Genomic DNA, 12,587 nt, shown 5'->3' on the forward strand with positions numbered 1-12,587 from the left:
CGGCACGCGCCGTGAGTCCTCAGTCGTCAGTCCTCAGTGGAGGGTCCGCTGCCGTCCCGGCGCAGCTCGGACTCGGTGAGTTCACGCAGCTCGCCGCGCGTGTCCAGCCAGTACAGGAGGGCGACGGCGGGGACGACGAGCACCAGGGCGACGAGGGTCACGATCGCCAGCCAGGTCAGCGTGGCGGGCGCGCCCGCCGCGTCGGAGACGGTGAGCGAGGTCGGGATCAGATAGGGGCGTTGGGCCATGCCCCAGGCGATGACGGCGAAGGCGACGACGGAGACCGCCGCGACGCGCGCCGCCGCGTGCGGTGTCCGCCGGAGCAGCCACGCCGAGACGAGGCTCGCGGCCCCGGCCAGGACGACGAAGACCAGCCCGGCTCCACGGGTGAGGCCGCGCCACACGTACGGGGCGTCCTGGTGGGTGACGAGGAGGGTGAGTACCGCGAGTGCGGCGAGGACGGCCAGTGCGCCGAGGGCGCGCTGACGGAAGTGGCCGACCAGGTCGGGCGCGTCGAACCGGTGGGCGTCCCCGGCGAGGAAGACCGCGCCGAGGAAGGCGGTCGCGGCGACGGCGAGCAGCCCGAACATGACGGAGGTGGGGTTGGACCAGGCGTCCGCCGTGGCTTCGGTGCCGACCGACACCCGCCCCGAGGCGATGCCGCCCGCGGCGGCGCCCAGGAAGAAGGGGGTGACCAGGGAGGCCACGGCGAACACGGCACCGTAGAGGCGTCGGCCCGCGAGCCGGCTGGAGAGCTTGCGGAAGGCGAAGCCGGCGCCCCGCAGCACCATGCCCACGACGGCCAGCGCCAGGGGGAGCCACATCGCGGAGAACACGGTCTGGAACACGGTCGGGAAGCCGGTCCACATGATGACGAGGATGAAGACCAGCCAGACGTTGTTGACCTCCCACACGGGGGCCATGGCGTGGTCGATCAGCCACCGGGGGCGCCTGCCGCGTTCCGCGCCCCCTGCGGTCAGGTCCCAGAATCCGGCCCCGTAGTCGGTGCCGCCCGCGCACGCGTAGGCGGCCACGGCGAGCAGCAGCACGACGGCGATGAGGTCGGCGGTCACGGCCGGTCCCCCGGCCGGGTCGGTCCGCCGCCGGCGGACGCGTCGCCCGCGGGTACGGGTGCCCTCGGTCCGTAGGGGGTGTCCTCCTCCGGCGCCCGGGCGGAGGCGGCGGCACCCGCGTCGGCGAGTCGCCAGCGGGTGCGCATCTTGAGGAGTACGGCGAGCAGCGAGCCGAAGACGAACACGTACACGACGACCACCACGCCGAGCATGATCCACAGAGTGGTGGAGCGGGTGGCGGTCACCGCGTCGGCGACCCGCATGTTCTGGTAGACGATCCAGGGCTGGCGTGCCACCTCGCTGGCGATCCAGCCGCATTCGACGGCCACCACGGAGGCGACGCCCGCGCACGCCGCGCTGCCGTAGAACCACTTGGACGCGGGTGCCCTGCGGTGCCTCAGCCACACGAGGCCGTACCAGAGCGCGAGCAGGGCCAGGCCCGAGCCGATGAACACCATGATGTCGAAGGCCCAGTGGGCGATGGTGGCCTGAACCGCGGTGGGCCGCTCGTCGGCGGGGACGGACGACAGGCCGACCACCTCGGTGTCCGCGCTGAATCCGGCGAGGAAGGAGTCGAGCAGCGGGATCCTGATGCCGCCGGTGACCGTTCCGTCCTCGTGCAGCCGGCCGAAGATGTACTCGGGTACCCGCGTGTCGGTCTTCCAGACGATCTCCATCGCGGCGAACTTCACCGGCTGCTCCTGGAACACCGACCGGGCGATGGAGTCGCCCAGGACGAACTGGACCGGTGTGGCGATCGCGGCGAGGGTGAAGGGGACCGCGAAGCCGAGGCGGTGGTAGTGGTCCCGGCGTCCGCGCAGCCATCCGACCGCGTAGACACCGGCCACCACATAGCCCGCGGTCAGCAGCATCGCCACGACGAAGTGCCAGTACTGCGGCCCGAACATCGGGGTGAAGATCGCCTTCCAGACGTCGACGTCGACCGGGTTCCCGTCGGCGTCGAGCGAGAAGCCCCGCGGGGTGTTCATCCAGGAGTTGGCTGCCAGGATGCCGAACGCGCCGAGCAGCGCGGTGGCCGGGAGCGGCAGCCCCAGCAGGAAGTGGGTACGCGGCTTCAGCCGTCGCCAGCCGTACAGGTAGATGGCGATGAGGACGGCCTCGAGGAAGAACGCCCAGGCCTCCACACCGAATCCGATGCCGAACACATCGCCCCACCGGCCCATCAGACCGGGCCAGAGCAGTCCGAACTCGAAGGAGAGAACGGTGCCGGTGACCACTCCGACCGCGAACTGCACGGCCATCACGGCGGACCAGCGCCGGGCCAGCAGGAGGGCTGTGGCGTCCTTGCGGCGCAGCCCGATGCCGTGCATGACCAGCGTGATGAGGGGGAGCGCCACCCCGAGCGGCACCAGGATGATGTGGGAGGCCAGGGTGAAGGCCATGAGTTCGCGGGCCGGGAGGAGTTGGGCCGGGGCGTCCGACAGCAGTTGGACGGAGGTGTGCATGGGAGCCTTCCCTGTTCGGGGCGTACAGGGAGGTGGTCAGCCGCCGGTGGCGAACCCGGGGAAGAGGGTCATGCCTCCGTCGACGTAGAGCGTCGTCCCGATCACGTAGTCCATGAGGTCGGAGGCGAGTGCCACGACGGCGTTCGCGATGTCGTCCGGGTCGCCGATCCGGTCGTACGGGATCAGCCTGAGCAGGTCCTCACGAGCTTCGGCGGTCTCCCAGGCGCTGCGGTTGATCGGTGTCCTGATGGCGCCGGGAGCGACGGCGTTCACGCGAATCCTGTGCGGTGCGAGTTCCTGGGCCAGGGTCGCCATCATCATCTGGACGCCGCCCTTGGAGGAGGCGTAGTTGACGTGCCCGGACCAGGGGATGAGCTGGTGCACCGAGCTCATGCAGATGATCTTCCCGGCCGCGCGGGAGACCTCCGGTACCACTCCGCGGCGCCGGAACTCCTTCGTCGCCTCCCTGGCGCACAGGAACTGGCCGGTGAGGTTGACGTCGATGACCTTCTGCCACTGCGCGAGTGTCATGTCGGTGAGCGCCGCGTCACGCTGCATGCCCGCGTTGGCCACCAGGATGTCGATGGTCCCGAACTCCTGGACCATGCGGTCCATCATGGCCGTGACCTGGTCCTCGCGGGACACATCCGCCTGGTACGCGGCCGCTCGCACTCCGAGTGAGGCGATCTGCTCGACCACCTTGTCAGCGGCTTCGGGGTCGGCGACGTAGTTCACGACCACGTCTGCGCCCGCCCGGCCCAGCGCCACGGCGGTGGCCATGCCGATGCCCGAGTTGGCTCCGGTGACCAGTGCTTTCTGGCCCTTGAGCAGATGCGCCGGAATCACGGCGTGCGATGCGCCGACCGATGAACCCATCCTGTGTTGCCTCCCCGCTGCGCGGCTCTCGTCCGCCCGGCCGCAGCCGGCTGGTCAGGAGGGTCACGCAATCACCGGCTCCGGGGGGCTGCGAGCAGGGCGGGCCGACAGTGGGCCGTTGAGCGGTACTTCTTCCCCCGTTCGGGCCAGCACCGGCCCGGCCCTCAGTTGAGCCGGGCCTTGAGGTGGTCGCCGACCCGCAGCGCGTTGGCGATGGCGGTCAGGGACGGATTGACCGCTCCGACGCTCGGGAAGAAGCTCGTGTCGACGACGTACAGGTTGTCGAGGTCGTGTGCCTTGCAGTTGACGTCCAGGGCGGAGGCCGCCGGGTCGGTGCCGAAGCGGACGGTGCCGGCCTGGTGGGCGGTCGCCCCGATCGGCATGCCCTTGTGCAGATAGATGCTGTGGGACAGCAGCTGGTGTTCCTGCATGCCCAAGTGCCCCAGCATGCCTTGGAGTTTGTGTCGCAGCCGCTTCAGCCCTTCGATGTTGTTCCTCTCGTCGAGGGTGAGGTGGATCCGGCCGTCGCCGTCCAGGGTGACCCTGTTGTCGGACACGGGCAGGTCCTCGCCGCAGAGCCAGAAGTCCACGGCGTGGTGCGCCATGACCTCGAACGGCTTGTCCGGGGTGACCGCACCGGCCCATCGCGGTGCCTCGCCGTGGATCTGTTCGGCGTCCGACTTGCCGAGCATCTGGATCCCCCCGAGCGGGAAGTCCCAGTCGTCGGCGCCCAGATACCAGTCGTGCAGGGCCAACGTCTTCTGGAACCGGGTGTCGTTGGGCTCCTTCGACAGGGCCATCAGCGCGAGGTTGTTGTGCCGCATGTAGAAGCGGCCGATCACGTCGGAACTGTTGGCGAGGCCCCGCGGATGGTGCTCGTTCGCCGACGCGAGCAGCAGGGCGGCCGAGTTGACGGCCCCGCAGGAGACGACCACGACATCGGCCGTGTACCGGACCTCCGAGCCGTCGGCGAGCCGGCCGACGACGCCGCTGACGCTGCGCCCGCTCGCGTCGGTCTCCAGCCGGACCACACGAGTGCTGGTCACCATCTCGACTCCGGGGTGCCGAAGAGCCGGTTCGACGCAGATCACCTCGGCGTCGGACTTGCCGCGCACGAGACAGGGGAACCCGTCCACCCTGTCGCACCGGATGCAGACACTGGTGTGCGTGGCCCGGCCGTCACGGTCCTGGGTGAGGTCGACCCCGATCGGCAGGTGGAAGGGGTGCAGCCCGCGCTTCTCCAGATCGTCGCTCAACTGCTGGATCCGGGGCTCGTGTTCGACGGGCGGGTGGGCGTACTGGGCGCTCGCCGCGCCCTCGCTCGGATCCTCACCGTGCCGTCCGTGCACGAGATAGAGGTGCTCGGCCTCGGTGTAGTAGGGCTCCAGCTCCTCGTACGGGATCGGCCAGGCCGGCGACACACCGCCGTGGTGCCGGATCTCGCCGAAGTCCTCGGGCCTGAGCCGGAAGAGCGCGGCGCCGTAGAACTTGGTGTTCCCGCCGACGTAGTAGTTGACCTCGGGCGGGAATTCGTCACCGTTCCGGTCGAGCCAGAACTCCGGCGCCCGGTACTTGCCCTTCACGAACACACTGGTGGAGTCCCAGTTGTCCCTCTCGCGCGGGAGGTGGCCGCCGCGCTCCAGGAGGAGGACCCGCTTCCCCGACGGGGCGAGCCGGTGGGCGAGGGTGCCGCCGCCGGCTCCGGTGCCGATGATGATGACGTCGTAGTGCGGGGAGTCGCCCACGGCGACCTCCGTCCTTGCGCTCAGGGCCCTGCCTGCCGCACGGGCCTGTCACTGCGCGCGGCGGAGACCAAGCATTGCCGACTAAAGGAACATATACGCCTTTCCGGTGAACGGCGACGCGTGACGGGAGCACCGCGGTCACAGCACAGCGATCGGGTTGACGGGAGAACCGGTGGCCGCCGGCAGCCTCAGCGGCGCGACGACGCAGAGGAAACTCCAGCGGCCCGCGCGCGCACAGGCCGCGGTCAGCTCCTCCAACTGCAGGTAGTCCATCAGGTGCACTCCCATGGCATTGATGGCGAGCACGTGCACGGGAAAGCCGACGCCCGGCACCGCGCTGGGGGCAGTGTCGTTGTTGCCGTCCCCGCCCAGGACCGCGACCCTGCGTTCGGCGAGGAACGCAACGGCCGCCGGATGCAGCCCGGCCCGTGCCCGCGACGCGTCCCACGCGCCCAGCTCCGCGCGGCGGCGGCGATGACCGACCCGGACGAACAGGAGGTCGCCGGGTCCGACCCGGACGCCCTGTGCGGCCTCGGCGGCTGCCAGGTCCTCGGCGGTCACATGGTCCCCGGGTTCCAGCCAGGGCACTCCGCGCAGGGCCGGGATGTCCAGCAGTACGCCGCGGCCCACGATGCCGTCGGCCGCCAGTTCCACGGCGAGGGCGCGGGCACCGTCGGCACCGATGCTGGACGCGGGCACACCGCCGTACAGGGCGCCGTCGAACAGGACGTGGCACAGGGCGTCGAGGTGGCTGTCCGCGTCCCCGTGCACGTTCATGGCAAAGCGGTCGGTGGCGAAGTGGAGCCCGTCCGACGTGAGGTCTTCGAGGGCGGGCACGGTGATCCGGTGGGTCGCGGGCTCGGGGTTGTCCGGGGCAGGGTGCGTCTGGATCTCGGCGGCCAGCGACACAGTGAGTCCGAGCCGGACCTCGGTGGCAGCGGCCGCCACCCGCTCCGGTGTGAGCTGGTCGAGGGCTCCGCGCTCCGCGTTGCCCGCGGTGCGCGCCATGGCACGCAGCCGCTCGTGGAGCGTCCGGAACTCGTCCGCGGTCAGGCGGGGCTGCTCAGCCGGGGGCGTCGGTGATGTCATGGGCGTTCCCACGGTCTCAGGCCCCAGTGGAGCGTGTGGCGGGCGCCGGGCTCGAGCACGGTCAGCCCGGTGCCGCTGCGGAACGCGTCCGCAGGGCATGACATGGGCTCCACCGCGACACCGGTACGCCTGCGCCCGGGTTCGGCCGGCGTGTCGCCCGTGTAGATCTGCACGTACCGCGTGCCCTCACCCAGCTCGACGTCGACGCCCCTCAGGCCGGAGGGGTGGGCGAGCCGGACGAACGCCCGGCCGCGGGCATCGCGGTCGAGTCCGGTGAAGGCGGTGTCCAGTGGCTGCTCGCCGATGGGACGGGCCGTACGAAAGTCGAACGGGGTGCCGTCGACGGACTCGCGTCCCGTCGGCAGGCCCCGTTCGTCGGTCTTCAGCCGGTACCGGGCGGGCACGGTCAGCAGCACGCTGTCGGCGGTGGCGGTGCCGACCGTCACGTACGGGTGCTGCCCCACGCCGTACGGGGCGGGTGCGTCCCCCGTGTTGGTGGCGCGGAGGGTGGTGTCGAGCCCGTCGGGGCCCAGTCGGTACTCGGCGGTCACATCCAGCAGGAAGGGGTAGCCCGGCTGCGGGAAGAGCGTGGTGCCCAGCAACACCATGTCGTCGCCGCGCGCGAGCAGCTGCCAGGGATGCCAGCGGAGCAGACCGTGGATCGCGTTGTTCTTCTCCGACTCGTTCAGCGGAAGCTGCAGGTCCTGGCCGCCGAACCGGTAGCGGCCGTCGCCGACGCGGTTGGGCCAGGGTGCCAGGATCTGGCCCCTGCCACCCAGGACGGGGGATCCGGCGTCGAATCCGTCCAGTACAGGCCTGCCGTCCACCTCGTAGTGGCGCAGCCCGGCCCCCATCCGGACCACGACGGCCGTATGCCCGCCGCTGCTCAACCGCCACTCGTCCCCGGTGGCGCTGGAGGGTACGTGCACCCCCTCGGCCGGTGCGGCAGTGCTCGCTGCGGCGCCCACCCCGAGCACTTCCGGTTCCGCCCCCCGGTACATGAGTGACAGCACCTCGGTGACGATCGCCTCCGGCGTCTGGTCGATCTCGACCGTGAGCGGGTGCTCGTCCGGCCCGGGCTCCTGCAGGTCCGCAAGCTGGCTTTCCAGCAGGCGGGCGGGGAAGAAGTGACCGTGCCTGGATGCCAGCCGGTCATGGATCAGAGCCCGTGAACCGTGCAGGTACACCAGCCGCGCCTCCGGCCGGCCCGACAGCAACTTGTCCCGGTAGGCGCGTTTGAGAGCGGAGCAGGTGACGACTGCCGGTTCCCCCGCCGCGATCTCACCGTCCATCCAGGTACCGATCGCATCGAGCCAGGGCTGCCGGTCGGCGTCCGTGAGGGGGTGGCCGGACGCCATCCTGGCCCGGTTCTCGGGGGAATGGAACTCGTCCCCGTCCCGCAGGCGCCACCCGAGCCTCTCCGCCAGGAGCCGGCCCACCGTGGTCTTGCCCGAACCCGACATCCCGACGATCAGCACCAGCCTCGGCGCCCCGGCGTGCACGGCCCGCGGGGCCGCCTCGGCCGTCATGGGGCAGTGACGGGCCGCAGCCCTGCCGAGGGCGGCGGACCGACTGTGGCGCCGTGGCCCCCGCGTGTCAGCGGTCCGGCGCGGCGGTGACGCTCCCGGAGCGCCCGTCCACGGGCCGGGCGCGTCCCCCCGAAGCGCCGGCCCGTTCCTCCTGTACCGGAGTACGTGCTCCCGGTATCGGCGCGGACTCCCCCGGGGACCAGGACACCCCCCGCAGCGCCGGACGGTAAGGCCGTCTCAGCGAAGACGCTCGCAGGACTCGTCATGCCACTTTCCCTTCGTGTCCCACGGCCGTCCCGCGGGATGTGGCGGGTGCTACGCCATTTTCGGCGCCTGTCTCCACAGGCGCACGCCGACGGCGGGGCACGTCGTGCGTCGAACGCGCTCGACGCGGTGGGTAGGTGGGTACCCCCGATGTGCGGGGCGTCACTTCAGACCTCACCCTGGGAAGAAGGTCCGGACGCGTGACGACGCGACGGCCCGGCCGAGCCGTCGAGGCAAGTGACCCGGAGGCGATCCGTCCATGTCATCGTCATCCGACGACGCGCTGCTGGTGGTGGACGCGGCAGGGATCGTGCGCGAGTGGAGCGACGAGGCCCGGAGGGTGCTCGGCCGCACCGCGTCCGAGGTCGTGGGCCGGCCGGCCGGAGCCGTCATGAGCGGCATCCTCGCGTCGTCCGACCGCGAGGCCGTCGCACGGACCCGTGCGGTGCTCACGAACGGACTGCTCCTGCTGCCCCTTGCCCTCCCGGACGGCTCCGGAGGGTGGGGGGTGTACCGCGCGCCGCTGAACGGCGTCCCCGACCCGGTCGGCCTGGCCCTGCTGGAGGCCCTTTTCACGCTCTCCCCCATCGGTATGCAGGTCGTCGACCCCGAACTGCGCGTCATGCGGGTGAACACGGCCACCAAGGGCATGAGCGGGCTCCACGACGCCGACATCGTCGGGCACCGGCTCACGGACGTGGCCCGGCTGACCGCACCCGAGGCGACCGACGCGATGCTGCGCGACGTCATGGCCTCCGGTGAGCCGGCGATCGACCAGCTCCTCGGTGCCCGTCCGCCCAGCGACCCCGACCGGGAGCACCTCTACTCGGTGTCGATCCTCCCGCTCCGCGACAGCGCGGGGCGGACCCTCGGGGCGGCCACCTCCGTGGTCGACGTCACCGAGCACGAACGGGCCCTCGCCCGGACACGGCTCCTCAACACGACGCGCGAGAACGTCGGCCGCACGCTGGAGATGGACACCACGTGCGCCGAGTTCGTCCGGGTCCTCGTACCCGACTTCGCGGACGACGTCGAACTGGACCTCCTGGACTCCGTGGTCCGCGGCGACGAACCGCCGTCCGCGCCGATCGCACGCGACATGCCCCTACGCCGCATCGCATCCGCCTCGGGCGACCGCCTGCACGAATCGCCGGGCGCGCACTCCGGGCCCGTCCGCTTTCCGGCGGCCTGGCTGGAGTCGCTCGACGACCTCCAGCCCCACCTCGTGACCTACCGGCCGCCCCCGGTCGCCCGACTGGACATCCCCCTGTCCGACAGCGGCCCCGCGGGCGACCCGTACTCCGCGATCGTCGCCCCGCTGACCCTGCGGGGCGGAGTGCTGGGAACACTGAGCCTCTACCGTTCCCCCGGCCGGCCCCGGTTCGAGGCGGAGGATCTCGACCTGACGCGGGAGCTGGCCGCGCGCGCCGCCCTGCACATCGACAACTCCCGTCGCTACACACGGGAGCACACGATCGCGGTGACACTGCACCGCTATCTGCTCCCGGAGAACCCGCCGGACCCCGCCGCGGTGGAGACGGCCCACTACCACCGGCCCACGCGGGCCAGCGGCGGCTGGTTCGACGTGATCCCGCTCTCCGGCGCGCGGGTCGCGCTGACCATGGGCCGGGTGTCGGGCGCGGGCATCCACTCGACCACGGCGATGGGCCAGCTCAGGACGGCCATCCGCACCCTGTCCTCGCTCGACCTGGAGTGCGACGAACTGCTCGCCCAGCTGAACGACACCGTCATCCGCCTGGCCGCCGAACGGGCCGCGCTGTCCATCGGCCGGTCGCCCCAGGAGGAGCCGCTGACCGCACGGTGCGCCTACGGCATCTACGACCCGCTGACGCTCAACCTCACCATCGGGCTCGCCGGACACCCCCCGCCGGTCCTGGCACTCCCGGACGGGACCACCGAGGTCCCCGACATCGCGCAGGCGCCACCTCTCGGCAGTGACGACGACGGTGCGGTGTTCGCCTCCACACGCCTGCGACTGGAGGCGGGAACGGTCATCGGGCTGCACACCGACGCGTTCCAGCCGGCCGACACCGGCGCGCAGGCGCACCTCGACCCCCTGAGGCGGATCCTTGCGGCCCCGGGCCTCTCCCTGGACGCCATGCGGGACGAGGCAGCCCGCCTGGCCACGCCCGAGGAGCCCGACGCCGACGCGATCCTGCTCCTGGCCCGCACCCGGGCGCTCGGCTCCGACCAGTTCGCCACCTGGGACCTTCCGGCCGACCCGGCGGCCGTGGCCGAGGCGCGCCGCCAGGTCCGCTCCCAGCTCGAGGCCTGGCACCTCGACGCACTCATCTGGGACGCCGAGCTGGTGGTGAGCGAGCTGGCCACCAACGCGGTCCGGCACGGCACTCCGCCGTTCACGCTGCGGCTCATCCGCAGTCGCACCCTGACCTGCGAGGTCAGCGACTCGAGCCCGGTGTCCCCGAACCTGCGCCATGCGCAGGCCGGCGACGAGGGCGGGCGTGGCCTCTTCATCTGCGCCGAACTGGCCCAGCGGTGGGGTGCCCGCTTCACGAACGCGGGCAAGACCATCTGGACCGAGCTGGAACTGCCCGGCGGAGCCCCGGCCCGTTGACGCCCGCTGCCCCCGCGCGCCCGGCCGGGGTCACGAGGTGCGGGAGGCACCCGGTTGGCCGACATTGGGAGGTGACCCCGCCGGCCGGGCCCCACACCGCCCGGCCGGTCGGCCGCACGACACGAAGGAGCCGGTGATGGCGAGTGAAGTGAGCGGGATCCGGCCGGACGCGGGCGTCCGGAGCTCCGCCGCGGCAGGCGTGAGCGGCGGATGGCTGGTGTTCGCGGCCGTCCTGATGATCCTCGGTGGACTCATGGCGCTGTTCGCGGGCATCTCCGCCATCGCCGACGACGACGTGTTCGCCACGACCCGCAACTACGTGTTCGCGTTCGACCTCACCGCATGGGGCTGGATCCACCTCGTCGTCGGCCTGGTCGTCACCCTGGCCGGCGTCGCCCTGTTCCAGGGAGCGGTCTGGGCGCGGGCCGTGGGTGTCGTCGTGGCCACGCTCTCCCTCATCGCGAACTTCCTGTGGCTCCCCTACACCCCGTTCTGGGCCGCGACGCTGATCGCGCTGAACGCCGTCGTCATCTGGGCGCTCTGCTGCGCACCGAGCCCTTCGGAGGACTGACCCCGCCGGACCCGGCTCCCGGACCCCGCCGGAGCCGGGTCCCCGCACCCGGCTCCCGGGACCCCGTCCCGGGAGCGGCCGCCCTCACACGAAGGCGCTCTCGCCCGTGATCGCCTTTCCGACGATGAGGGTGTTCATCTCCCGGGTCCCCTCGAAGGAGTAGATGGCCTCCGCGTCCGCGAAGAACCGGGCCACGTCGTAGTCGAGGTCGATGCCGTTGCCGCCGAAGATCTCCCGGGCCCAGGCGACGACCTCCCGCATCCGCGTGGTGACGTACGCCTTCGCGAGCGACGAGTGCTCGTCCTCCAGCACCCCGGAGTCCTGGAGGCGCGCGAGCTGGAGCAGGAGCGCCCAGGAGGCGGTCACGTTGCCGAGGCACCTGACGAGCAGGTCCTGCACGAGCTGGAAGCCGGCGAGCGGACGACCGAACTGCTGCCGCTCCTTGGCGTAGGCGAGGGCCAGTTCGTACGCCCCGACCATCACGCCGAGCGCCTGCCAGGCGACGCCGCTGCGGGTGGCCCGCAGGACCTCCGCGACGTCCCGGAACGAGTCGACGTTCTGCAGGCGGTCCCGCTCCGGCACCCTCACGCCGGTCAGGGTGATGTCCGCGTTCTCCACGATGCGCAGGGAGGTCTTGCGCGCGATCTTCTCCGTGGCGAAGCCCTCCGTCCCCCGGTCCACGACGAAGCCCCGGACCTGGTCGTCCTCCACGTCACGGGCCCAGACCACGACATGGTCGGCGAAGGTGGCGTTGCCGATCCACCGCTTGGCTCCGTCGAGGACCCACACGTCCCCCTCGCGCCTGGCCGTGGTGCGCATACCGGCCGCGACGTCGGACCCGCCCAGCGGCTCCGTGAGGGCGAAGGCGCCGATCGTGTCCATCCGGGCCATGCCGGGCAGCCAGCGGTCCCGCTGCTCCTGGCTGCCGCCGGAGTGGATCGCGTACATGGCGAGGCCGTTGTGGACGCCGAAGAACGTGGCCACGGACGCGTCGACCCGGCTCATCTCCATGGCCATCATCCCGCTGAGCAGGTGGCCGGCGGCCGGACCGCGGTCGCCGTACTCCTCGAACGACAGGCCGACCAGGCCGCTTTCACGGAATCGGTCGATCAACTCCCTGGGGAAGACGCCGTCCTCCCAGCTCTTGTTCACCAGCGGCGCCACCTCGTTCCGCATGAACGCACGTGTCTTGAGGAGTATCTTGCGGTCCTCGTGCGACAGCACGGACTCGAAGTCGTAGAAGTCGGCGGTGGTCCGATCGTCCATGTCAGCAGTCATGGCAGCCTTCTTCCACACTTTCGTTGCTCGATGCACACGAGTCCCCGCGGCCTCGCATCGCCCTTCCTTCAACAACAGGGTGCATTCCCCTCGTTCCGGG

The 12,587-nt window shown here is 71.4% G+C and carries 9 protein-coding genes; 2 read left to right on the top strand and 7 right to left on the bottom strand.

Going from position 1 to position 12,587, the window contains the following annotated elements; genetic code table 11:
* Positions 1–26 precede the first annotated feature (26 nt).
* The 6 genes from IE265_RS33570 to IE265_RS38760 form a co-directional block, all read right to left on the bottom strand.
* Positions 27–1,073 (bottom strand): cytochrome d ubiquinol oxidase subunit II, encoded by a 1,047-nt coding sequence (locus IE265_RS33570; protein WP_190039541.1) that lies wholly within the window; start codon positions 1,071–1,073, stop codon positions 27–29.
* On the bottom strand, positions 1,070–2,539 hold the full coding sequence (locus IE265_RS33575; RefSeq protein WP_190039542.1) for a cytochrome ubiquinol oxidase subunit I: 1,470 nt from the start codon (positions 2,537–2,539) through the stop codon (positions 1,070–1,072). The genes IE265_RS33570 and IE265_RS33575 overlap by 4 nt, the downstream gene beginning before the upstream one ends.
* A gap of 36 nt (positions 2,540–2,575) precedes the next feature.
* Complete coding sequence (locus IE265_RS33580; RefSeq protein ID WP_190039543.1) at positions 2,576–3,415, bottom strand: SDR family oxidoreductase; 840 nt, start codon at positions 3,413–3,415, stop codon at positions 2,576–2,578.
* Positions 3,416–3,579: 164 nt separating this feature from the next.
* Positions 3,580–5,160, bottom strand: a complete 1,581-nt coding sequence (locus IE265_RS33585) for a GMC oxidoreductase (protein WP_190039544.1) — start codon at positions 5,158–5,160, stop codon at positions 3,580–3,582.
* A gap of 138 nt (positions 5,161–5,298) precedes the next feature.
* Positions 5,299–6,249: a cyclase family protein gene (locus IE265_RS33590; RefSeq protein WP_190039545.1), complete on the bottom strand. Its 951-nt coding sequence runs from the start codon at positions 6,247–6,249 to the stop codon at positions 5,299–5,301.
* Positions 6,246–7,778, bottom strand: coding sequence for a gluconokinase, GntK/IdnK-type (locus IE265_RS38760; protein WP_190039546.1), 1,533 nt, complete (start codon positions 7,776–7,778; stop codon positions 6,246–6,248). Before IE265_RS38760 ends, IE265_RS33590 begins: the two co-directional genes overlap by 4 nt.
* A 523-nt stretch (positions 7,779–8,301) precedes the next feature.
* Here IE265_RS38760 and IE265_RS33600 point away from each other — a divergent pair.
* Positions 8,302–10,638, top strand: a complete 2,337-nt coding sequence (locus tag IE265_RS33600; protein WP_190039547.1) for a SpoIIE family protein phosphatase — start codon at positions 8,302–8,304, stop codon at positions 10,636–10,638.
* Positions 10,639–10,774: 136 nt separating this feature from the next.
* Positions 10,775–11,209 (top strand): DUF7144 family membrane protein, encoded by a 435-nt coding sequence (locus IE265_RS33605; protein WP_190039548.1) that lies wholly within the window; start codon positions 10,775–10,777, stop codon positions 11,207–11,209.
* Between the two features lie 84 nt (positions 11,210–11,293).
* Here IE265_RS33605 and IE265_RS33610 read toward each other — a convergent pair whose 3' ends face one another.
* Positions 11,294–12,487 (bottom strand): acyl-CoA dehydrogenase family protein, encoded by a 1,194-nt coding sequence (locus IE265_RS33610; protein WP_190039549.1) that lies wholly within the window; start codon positions 12,485–12,487, stop codon positions 11,294–11,296.
* Positions 12,488–12,587 lie beyond the last annotated feature (100 nt).

Source organism: Streptomyces fructofermentans (assembly GCF_014651055.1).
GTDB classification, from domain to species: domain Bacteria; phylum Actinomycetota; class Actinomycetes; order Streptomycetales; family Streptomycetaceae; genus Streptomyces; species Streptomyces fructofermentans.